The organism is Solimonas variicoloris DSM 15731, from assembly GCF_000382285.1.
In the GTDB taxonomy this organism is placed as follows: Bacteria; Pseudomonadota; Gammaproteobacteria; order Nevskiales; family Nevskiaceae; genus Solimonas; species Solimonas variicoloris.
Map to the genome: position 1 here is coordinate 196482 of NZ_KB907929.1, position 21375 is coordinate 217856.

Genomic DNA, 21375 nt, shown 5'->3' on the forward strand with positions numbered 1-21375 from the left:
GCAATCAAGCCAGGGTCCGGCGCGGCTATCTTAGCTGCGCCCGCGTTGCGCCGCTGCCGCCGCGCGGCAGGCGCGCCGGGCCGACCTTTCGGTTAAGGTTGGCGGCCACGATGATCCCCTTCCGTCCGTCCCCGCGCCGCCGATGAGCGCGCGTCCGCCACCGCCCGAGCCGACCCGGCCGGAGTCCGGCGTCGCCGGTTTCCTGCGCGTGTTTCGCTACACCGGGCGCGCGCTCGCGCTGGTCTGGGCGACCAGCCGCGGCCTGCTGGCCGCGCTCGTGGTCCTGACCGTGCTGGCCGGCGTGCTGCCGGCGGCGATCGCCTACGTCGGCGCCCAGATCGTCGACGCCGTGGTCGCCGCGATCGCCCGGGCGCAGGCCGGCGCCGTGCACGGCTGGACGCTGTACGCGCCGCTGCTCGAATGGGTGGCGCTGGAGGGCGTGCTGGTCGCCGCCGCCGGCGGCACCACGCGCATGACCTCGCTCTGCCAGGCGCTGCTGCGCATCCAGCTGGGCCGCCGCATCAACGTCATGATTCTCGAAAAGGCGTTGACGCTGGAGCTGACGCACTTCGAGGATTCCGAGTTCTACGACAAGCTCAACCGCGCGCGCCGCGAGGCGTCGGTGCGGCCGCTGTCGCTGGTCACGCGCACGGCGAGCCTGGCCCAGAACGCGATCTCGCTGCTCAGCTACGGCGCGCTGCTCGTGCACTTCTCGCCGTGGGCGGTGAGCGTCCTGCTGCTGGCCGGCGTGCCCTCGTTCATTGCCGAGGCGCGCTATTCGGGCCAGGCCTTCCAGCTGTTCCGCTGGCGCTCGCCGACCACGCGCATGCAGATCTATCTGGAAACCGTGCTGTCGCGCGAGGACCACGCCAAGGAGGTCAAGCTGTTCGGCCTCGGCCCGCTGCTGCTCGGCCGCTACAAGTCGCTCTATGCGCAGCTCTACGACGAGGAGCGCGACCTCGCCGTGCGCCGCGACGGCTGGGGCTTCGGGCTCGGCCTGATCGGCGTTTGTGCCTACTACGGCGCCTACGCCTGGGTCGCGATCGCCACCGTCACTGCACGCATCACGCTCGGCCAGATGACGATGTACCTCGCGCTGTTCCGCAACGGGCAGGGCGCGGTGACCTCGATTCTCAGCGCGGTCAGCGGCATGTACGAGGACAACCTCTATCTGTCGACGCTCTACGAGTACCTGGAAACGCCGGTGGCGCCGCCGCGCGGCGCCGCGGCGCAGGGGCCGCGGCCCGACGACGGCATCCGCTTCGAACAGGTTTCGTTCCGCTATCCGGGCGCCGAGACCCCGGCGCTGGACGGCATCGACCTGCACATCCGCCCCGGCGAGTCGCTGGCGCTGGTCGGCGAGAACGGCGCCGGCAAGACCACGCTGATCAAGCTGCTGACGCGCCTGTACGTGCCGACCGGCGGCCGCATCCTGCTCGACGGGCTCGATCTGCAGGACTGGGACGAGGACGCGCTGCGCGCGCGCATCGGCGTGATCTTCCAGGACTTCGCCCGTTACCAGCTCACCGTCGGCGAGAACATCGGCGTCGGCGACGTACGCTATTTCGACGACGAGAAGCGCTGGCGCGAAGCCGCCGACATGGGCATGGCGACGCCGTTCGTCGAGACGCTGCCGCAGCAGTTCCACACCCAGCTCGGCAAGTGGTTCCGCGACGGCCGCGAGCTGTCCGGCGGGCAGTGGCAGAAGATCGCGCTGTCGCGCGCCTTCATGCGCGCGCAGGCCGATATCCTGGTGCTCGACGAACCGACCTCGGCGATGGATGCCGGCGCCGAGGCCGAAATCTTCGCCCACTTCCGCGCACTGATGCGCGATCGCATCGCGATCCTGATCTCGCACCGCTTCTCGACCGTGCGCATGGCCGACCAGATCGTCGTCGTCGACAGCGGCCGCATCGTCGAGCGCGGCGACCATGCCGCACTGATGCAGCTCGGCGGCATTTACGCGCACCTGTTCTCGCTGCAGGCACGCGGCTACCAGTGAGGTGCACGGCGCCCGCCTGCGCTGATTGCAGCAGGTCAGCACGGGCGGCTTGCGGTTACGCTCGGCGGCCACGAATCCCGCACCATCGCACGCAAAGGAGAGAGGCATGAAATCGTTCAAGGGCCGCGTCGCCATTGTCACCGGCGCCGGCAACGGCCTGGGCCGCCAGCACGCGCTGGCGCTGGCGGCGCGCGGCGCCAGGGTGGTCATCAACGATCTGGGCGGTGCGCGCGACGGCAGCGGCGGCTCGTCGACTGCCGCCGAGGCAGTGGTCGCCGAGATTCGCGCCGCCGGCGGCGAGGCGATCGCCAGCGGCGCGTCGGTCACCGACATGGCCGCCGTCGAGCAGATGGTGGCGCAGACCGTCGCCGAGTGGGGGCGCGTCGACATCCTCGTCAACAACGCCGGCGTGCTGCGCGACAAGACCTTCGCGAAGATGACGGTCGAGGATTTCCGCTTCGTCGTCGATGTCCACCTGATGGGCGCGATGCATTGCACGAAGGCGGTCTGGGAGCAGATGCGCACGCAGAACTATGGCCGCATCGTGATGACGACCTCGTCGACCGGCCTCTACGGTAACTTCGGCCAGTCCAACTACGGCGCCGCCAAGCTGGCGCTGGTCGGCCTGATGCAGACGCTGGGCCTGGAAGGCGAGAAGTACAACATCCGCGTCAACGCGTTGGCGCCGACCGCCGCGACGCGCATGACCGAGGACATCCTGACGCCGGACATGCTCGACAAGCTGCGCCCGGAGATGGTCAGCCAGGGTCTGCTGCATCTGGTGTCCGAGGATGCGCCGAACCGCGCCATCCTCTGCGCCGGCGGCGGTGCCTTCGAGGCCGCGCACATCACGCTGACGCGCGGCATCTTCGTCGGCGACGCCGCCGACCCGGCGGCGACTGTCGAAGCGCGCTATGCCGAGATCGATGCGCGCGACGGCGAGATCGTGCCGGCCAACGGCATGCAGCAGGCGGTGTTCGAGCTGGAGAAAGCCAAGCGCGCGCTGTCGTAGCGGCGTGCTCGCGGGCCGGTGGCGGCGTGCGGCACCGGCCCGCGGCCCCTTCTGCGAGAATGCGCGGCTTTCGCCGCCATTCCCGCCGCTCATGTCCGCGCGCCACGCTTCGTCCACCGATTACGCCCTGCTGCTGATTCCGCCGCTGCTGTGGGCCGGCAACGCGGTCGTCGCGCGCGGACTGGCCGGGCATCTGCCGCCGATCGCGTTCTCGTTCTGGCGCTGGGCGCTGGCCCTGCTGCTGATCGCGCCGTTCGGTCTGGCCGGCGTGATCGCGCAGCGCGCGACGATCCGCGCCCGCCTCGGCGTGCTGGTCGCGCTCGCGCTGACCTCGGTCACCGCCTACAACACCATGCTGTATCTGGCGCTGCAGACCTCGACCGCGGTGTCGGTGACGCTGGTCGCCGCGGCGATGCCGGCGACGATCATGGCGCTGGCCAGCGTCTGGCTCGGCGAGCGGCTCGGGCTGCGGCAGTGGGCCGGCATGCTGATCGCGCTGTTCGGGGTGCTGACCGTGCTCGGCCACGGCGATCCGCGCCGCGTGCTGACGCTGGCCTTCCATCGCGGCGACCTGTGGGCAGTGGCCGCCAATCTGTCGTGGGCGGTCTATTCGGTGATGCTGCGCCGTTATCCGACCGGACTCGACGCGCGCACGCTGCTGACCACGCAGATCCTCATCGGCGTGCCCTGCATCCTGCCGTTCTATTTGATCGAGCTCGCCGGCGGCCGCACGCTCGCGCTCGATGCCGGCACCCTGGGCGCGATCGGCTACGCCGGCCTGCTGGCCTCGCTGGTCGCGTACTTTCTCTGGAACCGCGGCGTGGCCGCGGTCGGCCCGTCGGTCGCCGGGCAGTTCACGTACTTCATTCCGCTGTTCACGGCGCTGATCGCGGCGCTGGCGCTCGGCGAGCGCGTCGAGCCGTATCACGGGCTCGCATTCGCGCTGATCGTCTCGGGCATCGTCTTCGCGAATCTGCGCCTGCGGCGCTGAAGGCGCTTTCAGGCTGCAGCGGCGGCTGCTCGCGCGCTCAGGTTTCCGGTACGGCCACGCCGCGGTAGACGTAGGTCATCGGCCGCGGGCCGGGCAGGTAATCGGCCTGCAGTTCGGTGATCTCGAAGCCGCCGGCCGCGAGCAGCGCCGGAATGTCGCGGTTCAGATGGCAGCCGCCGGCGAGCGGTTTCCATACCGGCGTCAGGCCGTTCTGCCAGCGCCGCACGCCGGCGTCCGGCGCCAGGCCATGCTCGCAGAACAGCAGCTGGCCCTGCGGGCGAAGCGCGCGGCGCATTTCGCGCAGCGCCGCGACGGCGTCGGGAATCGTGCACAGCGTGAACGTGGTGACCACGGTGTCGAAGCTCGCGTCGTCGGACGGGATGCGCTCGGCCGGTAGGTCCAGCAGTTCGATGCCGATGCCGGCCTCGGCGGCGCGCTTGCGCGCGAGGCGGTGCATCTGCGCGGCGGGATCGAGCCCGTACAGCGCGCTCAGCCGCTCGCGGTCGTAGAACGGCAGATTGCGGCCGGTGCCGATGCCGATTTCCAGCACGCGTCCGAGCGCGCGCGGCACCAGCTTGGCGCGCTCCTTCTGGATCGGCCCGATGCCGCAGGCCAGATCGATCAGATACGGCAGCACGTAGCGGTCGTACGGGTTCATGGGCTTCCTCCTTGGAATGCGTATGCGTCGGCCGCCGCTCGATGGGCATCGGCGGCGGCGTGGAATCAGGGCGATTCTGCGCAAGCCGGAGATACCACGGCCATTGCCGCGCGGCCACGGCGGTATTCCGGAACGATCACGCTGCGCGCCTTGCAGCGACAACGCCGCGTGGCGAGTTGTGGGACGCGAACGCGCAACGTCAGAACGTGCGGCGCAGGAGCGCGATATAAAGGGTTGGATGGTGGCCGGGGACGGAATCGAACCGCCGACACGGGGATTTTCAATCCCCTGCTCTACCGACTGAGCTACCCGGCCGGGCGCTGCGAGGCCGCGTATTAAAGCGGCGCGCACTCGGCTCGTCAAGCCGAACGTTCAATCCGGCTTTTGCGGCGGGGCGACGTAGCCGGTCTGCGTCAGCTCGCCGCCGTCGAAGAAGAACTTTTCCATTTCCTCGCCGAGCAGCTTGCGCGCGCTGGCGTCGGCGAGCACGAGGCGGTATTCGTTGATCAGCCGTGTCTGGTGCTGGATCCACATCTGCCAGGCCTGTTTGGAGACCTGTTCGTAGATGCGCTTGCCGAGCGGGCCGGGCAGCGGCGGGCGGTCGAGGCCTTCGGCGTCGACGCCGAGCTTGATGCAGTGAACGATGCGGCTCATGTCTCGGTACCTTGCAGAGAGCGCAACAGTTTACGGATCGGCGCCGGCAGGCCCAAGCGTTCAAGCTGCTCGGCGTCGATCCATTGCCAGCGCTCCTCGGCGATGCGGCTGCCGGACGTGGCGGTCGCGATCAGCTGTGGCTGCAAGACGTAGTCGAAATGCGTGAAGGCGTGCGTCAGCGGCGGCAGCGTCTGTTCGGCGACGCTGCGCAGCGCCTGCGCGGCGAGCCAATCGGGCGCGGCGGGATCGCCGTCGCCGAGCAGCGGCGGACACCAGAGCCCGCCCCACAGGCCGCTCGGCGGCCGTCGTTCGAGCAGCAGCCGGCCGTCGGCGTCGCGCGCGAGCAGCAGCACGGCCTCGCGGCGCGGCCGCGCGCGCGCCGGCTTGGCGCCCGGGTACTGCGCGACGGTGCCGGCCAGACGCGCCTGGCAGTCGCCGGCGACCGGGCACAGCAGGCATTTGGGATTGCGCGCGCTGCAGATGGAGGCGCCGAGGTCCATCAGCGCCTGCGTGTAGTCGGCGAGCCGTTGCTGCGGCAGGCGCGCTTCGGCTTCGCGCCACAGCTGCTTCTGCACGGCGGGCTGGCCCGGCCAGCCGGGGACGGCGGCGTGGCGCGCGAGCACGCGGCGCACGTTGCCATCGAGGATCGCGTGCCGATCGCCCCAGGCCTGCGCGAGGATCGCGCCGGCCGTCGAGCGGCCGATGCCGGGCAAGGCGGCGATGGCTTCGATATCGCGCGGGAATTCGCCGTCGTGTTCGGCGACCACGGCCTGCGCGCAGCGGTGCAGATTGCGGGCGCGGGCGTAGTAGCCGAGGCCGGCCCACAGCGCCAGCACGTCGTCGAGCGGCGCGGCGGCGAGCGCGGCGATGTCGGGAAAGCGGTCGAGGAAGCGCGCGAAGTAGGGGATGACGGTGGTGACCTGCGTCTGCTGCAGCATCACCTCGGACAGCCACACGCGGTACGGCGTGCGCGGATGCTGCCACGGCAGATCGTGGCGGCCGTGCACGTCGAACCAGGCCAGCAGGCGTTCGGCGAACGGCGTCATGGCGCGGCCGGCTCCAGACCCTTGGCGCGCGCCAGCGCGAGCGCTTCGATGCCGTGTGCGGTGGCCTTGGCCTGGCGCTGCATCGCGCGTTCGATCAGCCACGGACCGATCAGCGGCGGAATCCAGAAGTCGGGCTCCAGCTCGGCATGGAACCACAGGCAGGTTTGCGCGCCGCAACGGTCGAGCCGCCAGGCGGCGGTGCCGTAGCGCAGATTGCTGAGCGCGGGCACGACCGTGGCGTCGAGCCGGTAGCCGTGCGCGTCGCGACTGTCGCGCACGTCCTGGACCTGCTTGAGCTGCGAGCAGAAGAAGCTCACGCAGACGCGCACCGTCGTGCGCCAGCGCTCGGTGCCGGGCTGCACCGCGGGCAGCGCGGTGACTTCCTCGACCGCGTCGTTGATGCGTGGCAGGTTGCGGAAGTCGCGGAACACCGCGTAGGCGTCGTCGAGCGGCGCGTCGAGCCGCGCCTGCAGTTCGATGCGGTAGCGCGACTGCCCGTGCGTGACCTCGACGCGGTCGACGGTCTCGGCGGCGGCGCTGGCGCTGAACGCGGCCAGGAACAGGAAGGCGGCTCTCACGGAGTCGTCTGCGGCTCCGCCGGCTTCTCCTGCTTTTTCTTCTTGCCGAACAGCAGGTCGTTGAGCTTGTCGTTGAGCTTCTGCTTGACCTCGGGGTCGTTCAGCTTCTCGCGGACCTTCTCGGCCGCTTTCTGCTTGACGGCGTCCTCGATGTCGACCTTGTACTTCGGCTTCCACAGGCTGCCGCTGAGGCGGATCGGGATCGTCACGCCGTTGAGCTGCGCGAGCTCCTTGCCGCCCTGGCCCTTGCTGGTCTCGACGACCGTCGGCTTGGCCGTGTAGTTGATGGTTTCGTCGACGAGGTTGATGTCGCCGGCGCCGCCGACGCGGAACAGCGGGCTCGCCGCGTTCAGATCGTCGCTGTGCAGCACGCCGTTGTTGAGCGTGCCGCTGACGGAGATCGTCGTGAAGTCGGTTTCGGGCGTGCTGGTTTCGCTGTAGTTGAGATTGCCGGCCAGCATCGCCTCGCCCTTGCGGATGATCTGGCCGAGATTAAAACCCTTGACGGCTCCGTTCTTCGCCTGCGCGGCGAGCTGGCCGTCGAGCGTGCGGCGCAGCTCGCCGACGGTCTTGCCGCGGCCGCTGACGTCGGCGCTGAAGTCGGCGATGCCGCTGACGTAGTCCTTGCCGGTGAAGTCCTGCAGGAACGGGCCGGCCTGGAACGAGGACAGCTGCGTCTTCAGCGCGTAGCCCGGCGTCGCCCCCGGCGTGTAGCGGTGCGTGAGCTTGACGCTGCCGCCGTAGAGCCGGGCGCTGAGGTCCTGCTGCTTCACCGTCTGCGCGCCCTGGCCGGACAGCTTGATGCGGATGTCGCTGAGCTTGAGCTTGTCGACGACCAGCTTGCCGATGTCGATGGTGCCGTCGGCGTTGAGCTTCTGCAGCATCTCGGCCGGCAGCTGCACGGCGTTGAGATCCTTCTTCTCGCCGTCCGGCGTCGCGACCTTTTCCTTGTCCTTGCTCTTCGGCGGCAGGTAGCGGTCGGCGTCGATGCTGTCGACCTGCAGCGCGAAGGCCAGCGCCAGCGTCTTGAAGTCCGCGATGCCGAAGTCGCCCGTGATCCTGGTCTGGTCGAGGGTGGCGACGAGGTTCTGCAGGCGGGCGCTGCTCAGCGTGCCGCTGTACTGCGCTTGGAGGCCGGCCTGTGCCAGCGCCTTCGGGTCGGCGGTATCGAGCTTGGTGCCGAAGCTTTCGAGCAGCTTGCGCGGGCTGAACGGCGCGATCGTCAACGGGCCGGACAGCTGCGGGTGCTCGCCGTTCAGCTCGCGACCGCTGATGTCGGTGGTCAGCGTCAGATCGGCGGCCTGCAGCTTGCCGTTGGCGAAGCGCAGCGCGCCCTCCTTGAGGTTGTAGGCGAGATCGCCGCCGAGGCGGACGGTCTGGCTGCCGTTCGGGATCGATTTGCCGCCGAGCTTGGCTTCCACGTCCAGGGCATCGAGATTGAAGACCTGCGCGGCGAGGTCGGCGACGAGGCGCGTCTTGATCGTGGTGTCGATGTCGTAGTCGAGCGCCTTGCCCTGGATGCCGAGCTTGAGGCCGTCGGTGTCGAGCTTGTTGGCCTTGAGGTCGGGCTTGATGGTGCCGGACAGCGACACGTCGGCCTGCGCGGCCGGCGTCTTCGACATCACCGTCGCCGCCAGGTCGAGGTCGAACGGATCGCTCGGCCGCAACGTGCCGGTCTTGAGCTTGAGCTTCTGCAGCTCGTAGTGCTTGCCGGCTTGCGCGTCGTCGTAGACGACGGCGGCGTCGTCGACGGTCACGCCGTCGATGTCGAGGCTGTCGAGCGAGAACTGCGCCTCGACTTTCACCTTCGGCGGCTTTTCCTCTTTCTGCTGCCGGGCGTGCTGGAGCAGATCGTCCCAGTTGCTGAGGCCCTCGGCGTTCTTCGCCAGACTGACGTGCAGGCCGTCGAGCGTGACGGTGCTGACCTGCAGCTGCTTGTCGAACAGCAGCGGCATCAGCTTGACGCCGACGCTGGCCTTGCGCACTTCGGCGAACGGCACGTCGCCGAAGCCGGGCGCGTTGCCGAGCCGGGCGTCGGCCAGCGACACGCGCAGCCAGGGGAAGACTTTCAGCTGGATGTCGCCGAGCGTGAGTTCGCGGCCGGTCTCTTCCTTGACCGCGGCCCGGATCTGGTCGCGGTAGTCGTTCGGGTCGAACAGCAAGGCGACGGCGAGCAGCGCTGCGACCACCAGCAGCACGAAGCTGCCGAGCACGAGCAGGACGATTTTCAGCGGTTTGGCCATGGGCGAATTCCTGGTGGGCGATGCCGTGGCGAGGGCAAGCGCAGGGGCGCTGCGCGCAGTCTAGTCAGGCTGTCTGGCCAGCGCATGAACGCAGCGGCTGCATCAGCCGCCGCCGATCGCCTGCACGATCAGCACCTGGTCGCCGTCGCGCAGCGCCGTCGCGGCGTGCTGCGAGCGCGGCACGATGCTGCCGTTGACCTCGACGGCGACGCGCTTGCCGCCGAGCTGCAGCGCGGCGAGCAGTTCGGCGATGTTCAGCGCGTCGGCGAGGGTGCGGGGCTCGCCGTTGACGGTAAGCTGCATGGGGGAGACGTTTCCGAATGCCGGGCCCGCAATGGTCGCCGTTGTGTCCGGGCGGATCAATGGGCGTCCCGGGCGGGTGGGGCCGGCCGGCGTCGGAAAAATCGTGTCGAAATCGCCGGCGCCCGGCCGTCATGGTACGGGCGGGCAGCGGCCTGGCCCATTTTCCACAGCGCCGATGGAGGCGATTGCCGATGCGATATTCGATCCTGATTCACGAAAGCCCGGAAGATTTCGAGGCCCGTACCGACCCCGCACAGCAGGCGGCGCTGTGGGACGGCGTCGGTCGTTACCTGCGTGCGCTGCACGAGGCCGGCGTGTTCGTCGGCGGCGCCGGGCTGCAGCCGCCGGCCACCGCGACTCGCCTGCTGCTGCGCGACGGGCGCCGCGTGATCCAGGACGGCCCCTATCCGGACACCAAGGAACAGCTCGGCGGCCTGTTCCTGATCGAGGTGCCGAATCTCGACGTTGCGCTCGAATGGGCGGGGCGCTTTCCGCAGCGGCCCGGCCAGGTCGTCGAAGTGCGGCCGACGCTGCCCGGCGACTGAAGTCCGGCGATGGCGGAGCAGGTTGCGGCGGCCGCGCTGCTCGCCGACGTCGTGCGGCGTTCACGCCTCCGCCTGCTGGCGTTTCTCGCCGCCGGCGCGCAGGACGTCGCCGGCGCCGAGGACGCGCTCGCCGATGCGGTGCGCGCCGCGCTGGAGACCTGGCCCGAGGCGGGGCAGCCGCAGCAGCCGGAGGCCTGGCTGCTGACGGCGGCGCGACGCCGGCTGATCGACGCCGCGCGCCAGCGCCGGGTGCGGCGTCTCGCCGAGCCGATCCTCGGCGCCGACGGCGAGGCGGTCGAAGCCGCCGATCTGCCGGACGAGTTCCCCGACGAGCGCCTGAAGCTGCTGTTCGTCTGCGCCCATCCGGCGCTCGATCCGGCGGTGCGGCCGGCGTTGATGCTGCAGGTCGTGCTCGGCCTCGACGCGGCGCGCATCGCGCCGGCCTATCTTGCCCGGCCGGCGACGGTCGGCCAGCGCCTGAGCCGCGCCAAGCAGAAGATCCGCGACGCCGGCATACCGTTCGAGATCCCGCGTCCGGCCGAGTGGCCGGCGCGCCTGCGCGCGGTGCTGGAGGCGGTCTATGCGGCCTACGGTCACGGCTGGGAGGCCGACGCTCTGCCCGGCGGCGGCCGGCTCGCGCAGGAGGCGGTGCAGCTTGGCCGCCTGCTGGTCGAGCTGATGCCGGACGAGCCCGAGGCGATGGGCTTGCTGGCCCTGATGCTGCACGGCCAGGCGCGGCAGGCGGCGCGCCGCGATGCGCGCGGCGCCTACGTGCCGCTGTCCGAGCAGGACTGTGCGCGCTGGTCGCAGCCGATGATCGGCGAAGCCGAGCGCTGGCTCGATCGCGCGTCGCGCGCCGGGCGCCTCGGCGCCTTCCAGCTCGAAGCGGCGATCCAGTCGGTGCACGCGCGCCGCCTGCGCGACGGCCGCACCGACTGGGCGAGCATCGCGCTGCTGTACGAAGGCCTCGTGCGCCTCGCGCCGAGCGCCGGCGCGCAGGTCGGCCATGCCGCGGCGATCGCCCGTCTGCATGGCGCGGCGGCCGGCTGGGACTGCCTGCAGCCGCTTGCCGCGCTCGGCGAAGCCGGCTACCAGCCGTATTGGGCGCTGGCCGCCGAGCTGCTGGCCGAACTGCGGCGCGTCGACGAGGCGGCCGAGGCATACGCGCGCGCGATCGCGCTCAGCGACGATCCGGCGGTACGCGACTTCCTGCGCGCGCGCGCCGCGCGCAGCGGCGTCGCGCTGAACTGAACGCGGGGGGCTGCGCGCAGCGGCCGGCGGACGCGCCGGTCCGGTTCAGTCGTCGCGGCGGCCGTGGTGCTCGTCGTCGGCGCTGCGATGGCATTCGACGCAGTTGTCGATATCGGTAATGCCTTCTTCATCGTGCTCGGCGCGGATGCGCGCCGGCGAATGCTCGTGGCAGCCGAAGCAGGTGTACTGCTTGAAATCCTGCCCGGTGTGGCAGGTCGCGCACGAGGTGCGATGTACGCCTTCGAGCAGGAAGAAGCGCGCGTGCTCGAACTGCGCCGGCCGCCACTGCTCCTGGCTGTGGCACTGCTGGCAATCGCCGGCGATCGTCGCGTGCAGCGAATCCTGCGGCTTGCGGTGGCAGGCCAGGCAGTCGCCGCGGATGCCGGGTTCGAGCAGGGTGTGCGAGAAATGCGCTGCCGGGTGCTGCATCGCGCGGCCCTGGTGCTCGGCGTGGCAGGCCATGCAGTTCTGCGCAAGCAGATGCTGGTGGAAGGGCACCTTCGGTTCGGTGCCGGAGGCGGCGATCGGCGCGCCGCTGGTCGTGTAGCGGCCGATGCGGTCGACCTGATGGCAGGTGATGCAACGCTCAGCGCGGCTGCCGCGGAACGGCTGATGGCAGGCGAAGCAGTCGCCGGTCAGATCGGCGTGCGCGGCCTGCAGCGGCCCGGGGCTCAGCATCGGTTCCGGACGCAGCAGCACGAGCGCCAGCACGCCGAGCAGGACGACCGCGACCGCCGCCCACAGCCAGCGCGCGTTCATCGCCAGCCCCAGAAGACGAACACGGCGACGATGTGGCCGAGCGCGAGCGTGCCGAAAGCCGCGGCGATCGGCAGGTGGATCGTGCGCCAGCGCTTCAGCCATTCCAGTGTGGTGGCGTCGGCTTCGAGACGTGCCTCGACGGCGCCGGCACTCAGGCCCTCGGCGAGCAGCAGCTTCTTCTTCAGATCGACGTGGCGCCGCGCGCGCTGCAGCAGGAACACGCCGGTCAGGCCGCTGGCGACGTTGACGAGCATCGCCCCGGTCGCGAGCCAGGGCAGCACGGCGTGGAAGTGGATGCCGGCGTGCACCAGCACCAGCAGCGAGCCGAACCAGGCGACGATCTTGTGGAACTGCAGCCAGCGTCCCGGCTGGCCGCGCGTCAGCAGCTGGTGCTTGCGCAGCGAATAGCCGAGCGAGAGCAGGATCAGCAGGACGCCGGGAATGCCCAGATAGCGGCCGACCGACGCCAGCTCAAGCCGATGCAGCACGGCGTCGACAACGATCGTCGCGACGACCAGCGCCGCGAACAGCAGCGTCAGTGGCGCGACGTCACGGCGCAGGACCGAACGCTTCACGGCGTTTGCCCGCAGGCACCACCGCTATCCGGACCTGCCGGTGCCGTCCGCCGCCGCTCGCCTCGCGCCATGCGCATTCGCTCGCTTCCGTGTGCCATGCCCGTCGGGATCGACGCGGGAGCGTCCGTTGCAACGGACGCTCCCGCGCGTGCCGACAGTATGAGGCCGCGGCGGCCCGGCGGCATTGACGCGGATCAAAGCGGGCCGGCCGCCAGCATCGCGCGCGTCGCTGCGGGCTCAGCTCGTGCGTGCCGCGGCCTTGGCGCGCGGCCGTGCCGCGCCCGGGCCGGCCGGCGCCGGCACCCACTCGTAGTCGGCGAGCCGCACCTTGCGCGTACGCAGCCAGAAGCGCCAGGTCGACCACGGCCACATCGTGAAGTTGATGCCCTCGGCGGTCTGGTACCAGCTCTTGCAGCCGGTCGACCACACCGAATGCTTGAGCGCGCCCTGAACCTCGTCGTTGAAGCGGCGCTGCACCTCGGGCTTGACGTCGACGTACAGGGCGCGCTGCGCGTCGAGCTGCTTGAGGCAGTCGAGGATGTAGTGCACCTGCGCCTCGATCATGAAGATGATCGAGTTGTGGCCCAGCGCCGTGCCGGGGCCGACCAGCTGGAACATGTTCGGGTAACCGGTGACGGTGGTGCCGAGGAAGGCTTCCGGCGCGCGCGCCCAGTCCCGGGCGATCTCATGGCCGTCGCGGCCGCTCAGCGCGAAGCCGCGCATGTAGACGCGCGGATCGACGACGAAGCCGGTGCCGAGAATGATGCAGTCGACCGGCCGCTCGACGCCGTCGCGGGTGACGATGCTGTGCTCGCGAATCTCGCGGATACCGTCGGTGACGAGCTCGACGTTGGCGCGGTTGAAGGTCGGGTAGTAGGCGTTGGAGATCAGCACGCGCTTGCAGCCGATCGTGTAGTCCGGCGTCAGCTTGCGCTGCAGCGCCGGGTCCTTGACCTGCGAGCGGATGAACATCTCGGCGAGCTTCTGCAGCGTGCGCGCCAGCGCCGGGTTGAAGATCGGCCAGACGCGCGATTCGTTGCTCCAGTACAGACGTGCGCGATGCAGCTTGCGCAGCAGCGGCACGGCGGCGAACAGCTTCTTGCGGAAGTCCGAGTAGCGGCGCGTGTCGCGCGGGATCACCCACGCCGGCGTGCGTTGGAAGACGTGCAGCTGCTTCACCTTCGGCGCGATCTCCGGCACGTACTGGATCGCGCTGCCGCCGGTGCCGATCGAGGCGACGGCCTTGCCGGACAGATCGTAGCCGTGGTCCCACTGCGCGGAGTGGAACAGCTTGCCCTTGAAGCTCGACAGCCCAGGCAGGTCCGGAATCGCCGGCACATGCAGCGGGCCGGACGCCAGCACCCAGTGGCGGGCGAGGATCACGTCGCCGCCGCGCGTCTCGATGCGCCAGCGGCCCTCATCCTGCAGGAAGTGCGCGCCGCTCACTTCCTGGCCGAAGCGGATGTACGGGCGCAGGCGGTAACGCTCGGTGACGTCGAGGATGTAATCCTGGATCTCGCGCCAGCCGGCGTAGCGCTGCGTCCAGTCGGCCTTCGGCGCGAACGAGTACGAGTACAGATGCGACTGCACGTCGCAGGCCGCGCCCGGATAGCTGTTGTCGCGCCAGGTACCGCCGACGTCCGCGCCCTTTTCGAGGATCACGAAATCCTTGCGTCCGGCCTCGATCAGCTTGATGGCCATGCACAGACCGCCGAAGCCGGCGCCGACGATGGCGACCTCGGTTTCGGTGGTGCGGCCGGGTTTGGGTTCCATTGCGGTCATGCCTCGTTCTCCTCGCTGCGTTCGATGCGTATCGCGCGTTGTTGCGCGTCGCCGGCAATCTACGGGCGCAGCGGCGACGGCGGCCATGCTGGCTTCGCCCTCCGATTGATCTTTTCGGCCACAATGGCCGGCGAGGAGGGACGAAAGAACGATGACGAGCCGCTCGATACTCGGGCTGATGTACACGATGCAGGGCCTGCGCGCGCTCGGCGAAGATCCCGCGCCGGTGCTGGCCCGCTACGGCCTCGACCTCGACCGGCTCGATCCCGCCGCGCGCATCGACCGTTCTCTCGAACTGCGCATCCACGCCGAAGTCGCCGAGCATTTGCGCGATCCGCTCGCCGGCCTCAAGACCGGCCGCTTCTTCGGTTTTGCCGGCTACGGCCCGCTGGCGATGCTGCTGCTGACCTGCGCCGACGTGCGCGATGCCTTTCGCATCGGCGTGCACTACCAGCGCCTGACCTATCTCTACAGCACGCTGTCGCTGGAAGAGGGCGCGACACAGAGCGCGCTGTGCCTGACGCCGCTGCCGCTGCCGCGGCGCGCGTTCCGCTTCCGCGTCGACGGCGAAATGGCCGGCACCTACAAGCTGATGATGGACATCCAGGCTTCGATCGGCGCCGCGCTGCAGCCGCTGCGTGTCGACATGCCGTATCCGCGTCCGCCGGAGGCACAGAAGTACGAAGCGCACTTCGGCTGTCCGGTGCGCTGGGGCGAGGCGCAGGGCCGCTTCTGGCTGCGCAACGAACACCTGTCGGTGCGCTTCCCCTCGCATGACCCGGCCGCGCACGCGCTGTACCGCGGCCTTTGCGAGCAGGCGCTCGTCGACCAGCAGAAGGAGCTCGACACGCTGGCCACCAAGGTGCTGCTGCACCTCGAACTGCTCGACGAACGCATGCCCGGTGCCGAGCGCGTCGCCCGCTTCTTCGGCCTCGCCGAGCGCAGCCTGCGCCGGCGCCTCGCCGAGGAAGGCACGAGCTTTCGCGCGCTGGTCGCCGATGCGCGCTACCGCAAGGCCCGCCACCTGCTGCGGCACACGGCGCTGAGCGTCGAGACCATCGCCGAACGCCTCGGCTACGCCGAACCGGCCGCCTTCATCCACGCCTTCCAGCGCTGGTCCGGCCGCAGCCCGCAGCGATATCGCGCCTCGCCAGCGGACGAGTAAATCCTTCGCGGTCTAAAGGCCGGCGGGCAGGTCGCATGCAATACGTGACTAGGCTGCTCGCAATGGCGCCGCGCTGGTCCACATCCAGCCCGGCAAGCCGACGCAGAATGGCGACATCGAACGCTTCAATAGAAGCCAGCGTACCGAAGTGCCCGACCGCTACGTCTTCACCAGCCTCGCCGAAGTCCGTCGCATGGTCGAAGACTCGATACTGCCACAACCGTCACCGTCCGCATCGCAGCCTCGGCGGCCTGTTGCTCGTTCGATTCGCGATGGCACAATCAACCACAACCTCTACTTCTGAGTGACTCGAAGAAACGAGGATCTTTCACTATGCCTCAAGGGCCATTACGCTAGCATCCGACTTGGATCGCTTGGCAATCTCAAATCTCAGCTTCGGGGGAGGCTGCGTATGGGGTTCTACATCAGAAAGTCGATTTCGGTCGGTCCCTTCCGGTTCAATCTTTCGAAGTCTGGTGTCGGCATCTCGACCGGCATTAAAGGCTTTCGAGTCGGAATGTCTCCGCGGGGGACGTACGTACATGTGGGGCGGGATGGCCTCTACTATCGAGTAACGGTTCCACACTCGGGCCCACGTCGACCTCCGCGAAGCATTGAACGGCCTTTCAACCCCGATGCGACTCAGCCCATTCGGAATCCGGATCCAGTGGTGATGCACGCCATCGAGAGTGTTGAGACGATCAGCATCGAGGATTCCAGTTCGGCAGATCTTGTGGCCGAGATGAATGCCAAGCGGAAGCGGATACGGTTCTGGCCTCTTGTGCTACTGGGTACGGGTGGGCTTTGCATCGCTGCTGCCCAGTTAAACGCTCCAAGATGGGTGATGATCGCTGCCGGCGCGATCGGACTGGCAGCGACCTTGGCCGTTGCGATCTGGGATCAGCTTCGAAAAACCACTGTGTTGATGTACCGACGTCCCCCCGTAGTTGAGTAGCGGATCGGTTTGGAATCCAATCCCTGTCATCAAGGAGATTGGACGTGAAGAAGCGGTTCAGCGAAGAGCAGATCATCGGTTTTTTGAAGGAAGCGGACGCTGGCGTGCCGATCAAGGAGCTATGCCGGCGGCACGGGTTCTCGGACGCCAGCTACTACCTGTGGCGCAGCAAATTCGGCGGCATGGACGTGTCGGACGCCAAGCGGCTGAAGGCGTTGGAGGCTGAAAACGCACGGCTGAAGAAAATGCTGGCGGAAACCTTGCTGGAAACGGAGGTGATCCGCGAGGTACTGAGAAAAAAGCCGTGATCGCACCGGCTCGACGCGAGGCGGTGCGGGAGATGAAATCGTTAGGGCTGACGGAGCGGCGTGCGTTGTCGGCGATCGGCATGAGCGCCAGTTCGCTGCGCTACGTACCAGCGCCGGACCGCAATGCCGATCTTCGGCGCAAGATCGTGGCGCTGGCGCGGAAGCATCGGCGCTACGGGGCCGAGATGATCTACCTGAAGCTGAGGCAAGACGGCCTACAGGTGAACCACAAGCGCGTGGATCGGCTGTACGCGCTGGAGAGGCTGCATGTGCGCCGGCGTCGCCGCAAGAAAGTACCGCCAGCCGAGCGTCAGCCCCTGATCCGGCCCAGCGCGGCGAATGAGGTCTGGTCGATCGATTTCATCTTCGACCGGATCGCCTCGGGCCGCGCGCTCAAGTGCCTGGTCATCGTCGACGACGCCACGCACGAGGCGGTAGCGGTCATGGCCCAGCACAGCATCGGCGGCAACCAGCTCACGCGGATGCTCGACGAAGTCTGCGCGCGTCGCGGCAAGCCGGCGGTGATCCGCTCGGACAACGGCCGCGAACTGACCGGCAAGGCCATGCTGACCTGGGCCCATCGAAACGGCGTCACGCTGCGGCAGATCGAACCGGGCAAGCCCAATCAGAACGCCTATGTCGAATTGTTCAATGGGCGTCTGCGCGATGAATGCCTCAACGAGCACTGGTTCGTCAGCCTCGCGCACGCGCAGGCCGTGATCAATGCCTGGGTCCGTGAGTACAACGAGGAGCGACCGAAGAAAGCGCTCGGCGGGCTGACGCCCGCCAGCTATGCGAAGCAGTTGGCCGCCAAGGCCGTTACATTAACCCCGGATTCCAAAGCCGCCTGCTACTGAACGCGGGGGGACGTCGTCGGAATTCTGGCAAACGGGTTGTATCAAGCTCGGTCGGATGATTCGCAGGGCAACTCAGGGCAGGATGGTTCCGGACAAAATGGGGCAGGATCGAGCTGCGGCTGCGGGGGTAACTAGCCATGGACGTTGGAGCTAGTTTTCTCGGCGGCGTTGTCGCGGTGGCCGCCGCAGCTTATTTCGCAGGCCGCCATCATTCACGGCAAAAATGGATGCGCGGCCGCGAACCAATGGCGGCAGATCAGATTTTGCGAGGTCTACCTGAAGGCGTTAGTCAAGATGAAGCCTCAGAAGTGCTTCAAGTCGTAGGAAAGTGCTTTGGCATTCGGCCTGAAATCCTGAGACTCGAAGACTCGATTTCAGCCTTGCAGGCGATGGATTCCTGGGCACTTGGCAAAGGCCAAGAAGATCTTGAGGCGTGGCTTCGGAGTCGGGGCGTCAAGAGTCTGCGAACCAAAGGCATCACCATCCGTGACTTGATCCTTTCGACGACCAAGGGATAGTTAAAAGATCCTCGCCCGGATCAGTTAGGGAAGGTTTGAATAACCCCTGATTCAGGCCCCCGTTGCTGCAATCACGGCCAGCCATGAGGAGCATGATGCCCGTGGACGGTAATCCCCCGCCGAATAGCTGACGTCAGCCGACGTCCCCCAGTAGCAGGTGGCTTTGGAATCCGGGGTTAATTGACGTACGGCATCCGTTTTTGACGTTCCGCCCCACGCCTGCTCTACAATGCCAGCCCTGCGCGGGTGTAGTTCAATGGTAGAACTTCGGCTTCCCAAGCCGATAGCGTGGGTTCGATTCCCATCACCCGCTCCACTTCAACTTTCCACGGTGTTCCAAGGACCTCCATGGAGTGTTGCAAGTCATTGTCACGGTTCGATTTTTCCAGAAAATCCGTTCCAGTGACGTCCAGCGAAATCTACTGACAGCCGGTCAAAACCGGTACATTAAGTGGTACATCTCAATGCGGAGCTTCCCGATTCCGCATTGTTGCTGGGGGAGCCGGGGCTCGATGGGAAACATGGCACTCAACTCGCTTTCAAGGAGTTGGGATCATGCTTTCGGACCTCACGGTTCGCCAAGCCAAGGCGACCGGCAAACCGTACACCCTGGCCGACACAGACGGCCTTTCCCTCTTTGTTTCAGCCACCGGTGCAAAGGCATGGCACTTCCGCTTCTCTTGGGGCGGCAAGCGCGACCGGACGTCCTTCGGCACCTACCCGGCGCTTTCCCTGAAGGACGCCCGCGCGCTGCGCGATGAAGCCCGCTCGCTGCTCGCCAAGGGCGTCAATCCCCACAGCGAACGCAAGCGCAAGCGGCACGCGATCGTCCTGGCCGGCGAGCACACCTTCATGGCCGTCTACGAGCAATGGCTGGCCCATCGCCGTCTCTCGCTGGAGGAAGGACGGCAGACCAGCCTGGAGCAGATCGGGCGCGTCTTCAAGAAAGACGTGTTCCCGTCGCTGCGGCACCTGACCATCTACGAGATCACCCGCGCGCACCTGCTGGACATCATCGGCAAGGTGGAAAAGCGCGGCTCGCTGTCCGTGGCCGAGAAGCTGCGGACCTGGTTTACCCAGTTGTTCACCTACGCCACGGTGGCGATTCCCAACATGGGCGAGAACCCGTCCAGGGACCTGGAAGTGGTCGCGCTGCCATTGCCGCCGGTCGAACACAACCCGTTCCTGCGCATGCACGAGCTGCCAGTCATGCTGCAGACGCTGCGCAAGTACCGCGGTCGCCTGAACACGCAATTGGGCTTGCGGTTGCTGATGCTCACCGGTGTGCGCACTGGCGAGTTGCGCTTCGCCACGCCCGATCAGTTCGATCTCGACCGGGGCCTGTGGATCATCCCCGTGGCCAGGCTCAAGCAGCGCAAGCTGCTCACCAGGAAGAAGCGCAAGCGCCTGATCGACATCCCGCCCTACATCGTGCCGCTGTCGGTGCAGGCGCAGGAGATCGTTCGCCACCTGCTCGACAACTTCAAGCCGGCCCAGGTTTATCTCATCCCCGGCGACTGGTGCCTGAAGAACCCGATCAGCGAGAACACGCTCAACGCCGCGCTCAAGCGCATGGGCTACGAGGACCAACTCACGGGGCATGGCATCCGGGCAACGATCTCGACGGCGCTGAATGAACTCGGCTACCCGAAGAAGTGGGTGGACGCCCAGCTCTCGCATGCCGATCCAGACAGGATCAGCGCGACCTACAACCATGCCGAATACGTCGAGCAGCGCCGTGTCATGATGCAGGACTGGGCCGATCGTCTGGACCTGTTCGAGCAGAACCAGGTCGAGGTTGCCAGCCGGCATCTGACCATCACGCTTCAGGGCCTGCCGACCATCGCCGGCCAGGCGGCCGTGCAGTCTCCGGTGGTCGACCTCACTGCGCCGCAACTGATCGTGACCGCGCCAACGCCCGACCAACTTGAAGCGCCGGCATCGGTGCAGCGGCTGTCGGCCGTGCGCATGCCCGAGTACGCGCGGCCGCGCCTGTCGGAGGTGCAGCGCGGACGCCTGCAGGTGCTGGAGACCTTCGAGGCGCCGCACAACCTCTCGGTGGCGGACTACGCCAAGCTCGCGGGCAAGTCGCGCCGCTGGATCACCTACGAGATCCAGGCCGGCAACCTGCTGTCGATCCACATGGGGCACCGCGGGCAGCGCGTGCCAGACTGGCAGCTCGATCCGCTCAAGCGCAGGCTGGTCCAGTCTGTCCTGAAGCAACTGCCACGGGGCGTCGACACCTGGGACATCTACCACGCACTCCTGCGCTCGTACGAGGCTCTCGGGACACGGCCGGCCATCGAAGCCGTCAACCCAACGAACCTGCACCTTGCCGCGCGGCTGGTGGCCGCACAGTGCATGCAGGCGAGCGAGCCAGTCGTGACGACAGAGTTCCCTGAGCAGGTCCGGCAAAGCGTGCAGCGGCTGGTGCGCGAAGCCGTCGCTGCCGATGCCGCCGAAGTGGCGCCCGGAGACTGATCAAGCCAGGGGCGCGCCGAAGTTCGGTCAGGCGCTTGCCTGGAGCGCGTGGAAGAACGGCTCCAGGCGGGCGCTGCCCGTATCTCGACGGCTCAGGAAGTACGTGGTGAGCGTCAGCGCGCCCTCTTGCAAGGGACGCTGGACAACGCCAAGGGAACGATGGCCCTCAATGCGGGTGGCGGGTGCCAAGCAGACACCGTAGCCGGCGGCCACCAAGGTCATCATCAACCCGAACGATGTGGCCGTCGTGACGGCCGAGGGGACGACGCCGGCTGCCGTCAGCAGTGAGTCGATTTGCCCACAGTAGCCGACACAGTCGCGCCCATCCAGGGCGATCCAATGGTGGTCGGCCGCCTGCTCCAGGGACACTGACGCAAAGGCCAGCAAGGGGTGATGGGCCGACACGGCCAATGCCAGCGCATCGCGCCAGACGGGTCGGACATCGATGCCTTCAGGGGCTGCGGGCGATTGGCAGAGGCCTGCCTCGAAAGCCCCCGCGAGCAGTCCTCGATGCTGATCCTCCAAGCGCTCTTCGTGAAGACGAATCGGGTTGTCCGGATAGCGCCGACGGTGTACCGCCATCGGTACCGACAACCTGGGATAGGCCAGGCAGTCCGACAGGGCAATGTTCAAAGGATCGGAAGCGATCATCGTGTCACCCGCACAACGCCGACACTGGAAAAAACCGCGTG

General features: G+C 67.8%; 19 protein-coding genes, 2 tRNA genes and 3 pseudogenes. 13 read left to right on the forward strand and 11 right to left on the reverse strand.

Annotated elements, in window-relative coordinates:
* Positions 1–142: 142 nt before the first annotated feature.
* The 3 genes from H149_RS0108595 to H149_RS0108605 all read left to right on the forward strand — a co-directional run bounded on the left by H149_RS0108595 (position 143) and on the right by H149_RS0108605 (position 4005).
* Positions 143–2002 carry an ABC transporter ATP-binding protein gene (locus tag H149_RS0108595; protein ID WP_020649340.1) on the forward strand — a complete coding sequence of 620 codons (1860 nt, stop codon included), beginning with the start codon at positions 143–145 and terminating at the stop codon, positions 2000–2002.
* Between the two features lie 106 nt (positions 2003–2108).
* Complete coding sequence (locus H149_RS0108600) at positions 2109–3014, forward strand: SDR family NAD(P)-dependent oxidoreductase (RefSeq protein ID WP_020649341.1); 906 nt, start codon at positions 2109–2111, stop codon at positions 3012–3014.
* Between the two features lie 91 nt (positions 3015–3105).
* Positions 3106–4005, forward strand: a complete 900-nt coding sequence (locus H149_RS0108605; protein WP_020649342.1) for a DMT family transporter — start codon at positions 3106–3108, stop codon at positions 4003–4005.
* A gap of 37 nt (positions 4006–4042) precedes the next feature.
* Here the strand turns inward: H149_RS0108605 and H149_RS0108610 are convergent, their stop codons facing one another.
* The 7 genes from H149_RS0108610 to thiS all read right to left on the reverse strand — a co-directional run bounded on the left by H149_RS0108610 (position 4043) and on the right by thiS (position 9487).
* Positions 4043–4663, reverse strand: a complete 621-nt coding sequence (locus H149_RS0108610; protein ID WP_020649343.1) for a class I SAM-dependent methyltransferase — start codon at positions 4661–4663, stop codon at positions 4043–4045.
* 239 nt (positions 4664–4902) lie between these two features.
* Positions 4903–4978: transfer RNA gene (locus tag H149_RS0108615), tRNA-Phe, on the reverse strand.
* A gap of 57 nt (positions 4979–5035) precedes the next feature.
* Complete coding sequence (locus tag H149_RS0108620) at positions 5036–5317, reverse strand: oxidative damage protection protein (protein WP_020649344.1); 282 nt, start codon at positions 5315–5317, stop codon at positions 5036–5038.
* Positions 5314–6363: an A/G-specific adenine glycosylase gene (gene mutY, locus H149_RS0108625; RefSeq protein ID WP_020649345.1), complete on the reverse strand. Its 1050-nt coding sequence runs from the start codon at positions 6361–6363 to the stop codon at positions 5314–5316. The genes H149_RS0108620 and mutY overlap by 4 nt, the downstream gene beginning before the upstream one ends.
* The gene (locus H149_RS22090; RefSeq protein ID WP_020649346.1) at positions 6360–6941 is read right to left on the reverse strand and encodes an SRPBCC family protein; all 582 of its coding nucleotides are present in this window, start codon (positions 6939–6941) and stop codon (positions 6360–6362) included. Before H149_RS22090 ends, mutY begins: the two co-directional genes overlap by 4 nt.
* The gene (locus tag H149_RS0108635; protein WP_020649347.1) at positions 6938–9184 is read right to left on the reverse strand and encodes an AsmA family protein; all 2247 of its coding nucleotides are present in this window, start codon (positions 9182–9184) and stop codon (positions 6938–6940) included. Before H149_RS0108635 ends, H149_RS22090 begins: the two co-directional genes overlap by 4 nt.
* Positions 9185–9286: 102 nt before the next feature.
* On the reverse strand, positions 9287–9487 hold the full coding sequence (gene thiS / locus H149_RS0108640; protein WP_020649348.1) for a sulfur carrier protein ThiS: 201 nt from the start codon (positions 9485–9487) through the stop codon (positions 9287–9289).
* A gap of 191 nt (positions 9488–9678) precedes the next feature.
* Here thiS and H149_RS0108645 point away from each other — a divergent pair, with 191 nt between their 5' ends.
* Both H149_RS0108645 and H149_RS0108650 read left to right on the forward strand, forming a co-directional pair.
* A complete protein-coding gene (locus H149_RS0108645; protein WP_020649349.1) occupies positions 9679–10032 on the forward strand; it encodes a YciI family protein in 354 nt (117 codons plus the stop codon).
* Between the two features lie 9 nt (positions 10033–10041).
* Positions 10042–11283 (forward strand): RNA polymerase sigma factor, encoded by a 1242-nt coding sequence (locus tag H149_RS0108650; protein WP_020649350.1) that lies wholly within the window; start codon positions 10042–10044, stop codon positions 11281–11283.
* A gap of 45 nt (positions 11284–11328) precedes the next feature.
* Here H149_RS0108650 and H149_RS0108655 read toward each other — a convergent pair whose 3' ends face one another.
* The 3 genes from H149_RS0108655 to H149_RS0108665 all read right to left on the reverse strand — a co-directional run bounded on the left by H149_RS0108655 (position 11329) and on the right by H149_RS0108665 (position 14390).
* Positions 11329–12042, reverse strand: coding sequence for a cytochrome c3 family protein (locus H149_RS0108655; RefSeq protein ID WP_020649351.1), 714 nt, complete (start codon positions 12040–12042; stop codon positions 11329–11331).
* Positions 12039–12617 carry a hypothetical protein gene (locus H149_RS0108660; RefSeq protein ID WP_020649352.1) on the reverse strand — a complete coding sequence of 193 codons (579 nt, stop codon included), beginning with the start codon at positions 12615–12617 and terminating at the stop codon, positions 12039–12041. Before H149_RS0108660 ends, H149_RS0108655 begins: the two co-directional genes overlap by 4 nt.
* A 237-nt stretch (positions 12618–12854) precedes the next feature.
* Positions 12855–14390 (reverse strand): flavin-containing monooxygenase, encoded by a 1536-nt coding sequence (locus tag H149_RS0108665; protein WP_020649353.1) that lies wholly within the window; start codon positions 14388–14390, stop codon positions 12855–12857.
* A 160-nt stretch (positions 14391–14550) separates the two neighbouring features.
* On the opposite strand from H149_RS0108665, the gene H149_RS0108670 reads away from it, so the two are divergent.
* The 8 genes and pseudogenes from H149_RS0108670 to H149_RS0108700 all read left to right on the forward strand — a co-directional run bounded on the left by H149_RS0108670 (position 14551) and on the right by H149_RS0108700 (position 20683).
* Entirely contained in the window at positions 14551–15564 is a 1014-nt protein-coding gene (locus tag H149_RS0108670; protein ID WP_020649354.1) for an AraC family transcriptional regulator, read from the forward strand.
* A 73-nt stretch (positions 15565–15637) separates the two neighbouring features.
* A pseudogene (locus tag H149_RS24470) lies at positions 15638–15766 on the forward strand (integrase core domain-containing protein); the annotation flags it as partial.
* Positions 15767–15976: 210 nt separating this feature from the next.
* Positions 15977–16075 (forward strand): annotated as a pseudogene (locus tag H149_RS24360) (DUF4236 domain-containing protein); the annotation flags it as partial.
* Positions 16076–16237: 162 nt separating this feature from the next.
* Positions 16238–16519 (forward strand): hypothetical protein, encoded by a 282-nt coding sequence (locus tag H149_RS24030; protein WP_020649355.1) that lies wholly within the window; start codon positions 16238–16240, stop codon positions 16517–16519.
* A 44-nt stretch (positions 16520–16563) separates the two neighbouring features.
* Positions 16564–17642, forward strand: a pseudogene (locus H149_RS0108685) (IS3 family transposase); the annotation flags it as partial.
* A 179-nt stretch (positions 17643–17821) separates the two neighbouring features.
* On the forward strand, positions 17822–18202 hold the full coding sequence (locus H149_RS23145; RefSeq protein ID WP_154654707.1) for a hypothetical protein: 381 nt from the start codon (positions 17822–17824) through the stop codon (positions 18200–18202).
* Between the two features lie 242 nt (positions 18203–18444).
* Positions 18445–18518 (forward strand) — tRNA-Gly (locus H149_RS0108690).
* Between the two features lie 239 nt (positions 18519–18757).
* Positions 18758–20683, forward strand: coding sequence for a tyrosine-type recombinase/integrase (locus tag H149_RS0108700; RefSeq protein WP_020649359.1), 1926 nt, complete (start codon positions 18758–18760; stop codon positions 20681–20683).
* A 27-nt stretch (positions 20684–20710) separates the two neighbouring features.
* Here H149_RS0108700 and H149_RS0108705 read toward each other — a convergent pair whose 3' ends face one another.
* Positions 20711–21334, reverse strand: a complete 624-nt coding sequence (locus H149_RS0108705; RefSeq protein ID WP_020649360.1) for a LysR family substrate-binding domain-containing protein — start codon at positions 21332–21334, stop codon at positions 20711–20713.
* Positions 21335–21375 lie beyond the last annotated feature (41 nt).

Coding starts and splice junctions, on each gene's coding strand:
- H149_RS0108605 (WP_020649342.1), top strand. CDS start 3,106: ATGTCCGCGCGCCACGCTTCGTCCACCGATTACGCCCTGCTGCTGATT.
- H149_RS0108700 (WP_020649359.1), top strand. CDS start 18,758: ATGCTTTCGGACCTCACGGTTCGCCAAGCCAAGGCGACCGGCAAACCG.
- H149_RS0108635 (WP_020649347.1), bottom strand. CDS start 9,184: ATGGCCAAACCGCTGAAAATCGTCCTGCTCGTGCTCGGCAGCTTCGTG.
- H149_RS0108670 (WP_020649354.1), top strand. CDS start 14,551: ATGACGAGCCGCTCGATACTCGGGCTGATGTACACGATGCAGGGCCTG.
- H149_RS0108610 (WP_020649343.1), bottom strand. CDS start 4,663: ATGAACCCGTACGACCGCTACGTGCTGCCGTATCTGATCGATCTGGCC.
- H149_RS23145 (WP_154654707.1), top strand. CDS start 17,822: ATGGACGTTGGAGCTAGTTTTCTCGGCGGCGTTGTCGCGGTGGCCGCC.
- H149_RS0108595 (WP_020649340.1), top strand. CDS start 143: ATGAGCGCGCGTCCGCCACCGCCCGAGCCGACCCGGCCGGAGTCCGGC.
- H149_RS0108600 (WP_020649341.1), top strand. CDS start 2,109: ATGAAATCGTTCAAGGGCCGCGTCGCCATTGTCACCGGCGCCGGCAAC.
- H149_RS0108665 (WP_020649353.1), bottom strand. CDS start 14,390: ATGGAACCCAAACCCGGCCGCACCACCGAAACCGAGGTCGCCATCGTC.
- H149_RS0108620 (WP_020649344.1), bottom strand. CDS start 5,317: ATGAGCCGCATCGTTCACTGCATCAAGCTCGGCGTCGACGCCGAAGGC.
- mutY (WP_020649345.1), bottom strand. CDS start 6,363: ATGACGCCGTTCGCCGAACGCCTGCTGGCCTGGTTCGACGTGCACGGC.
- H149_RS24030 (WP_020649355.1), top strand. CDS start 16,238: ATGCACGCCATCGAGAGTGTTGAGACGATCAGCATCGAGGATTCCAGT.
- thiS (WP_020649348.1), bottom strand. CDS start 9,487: ATGCAGCTTACCGTCAACGGCGAGCCCCGCACCCTCGCCGACGCGCTG.
- H149_RS0108705 (WP_020649360.1), bottom strand. CDS start 21,334: ATGATCGCTTCCGATCCTTTGAACATTGCCCTGTCGGACTGCCTGGCC.
- H149_RS0108655 (WP_020649351.1), bottom strand. CDS start 12,042: ATGAACGCGCGCTGGCTGTGGGCGGCGGTCGCGGTCGTCCTGCTCGGC.
- H149_RS0108650 (WP_020649350.1), top strand. CDS start 10,042: ATGGCGGAGCAGGTTGCGGCGGCCGCGCTGCTCGCCGACGTCGTGCGG.
- H149_RS0108645 (WP_020649349.1), top strand. CDS start 9,679: ATGCGATATTCGATCCTGATTCACGAAAGCCCGGAAGATTTCGAGGCC.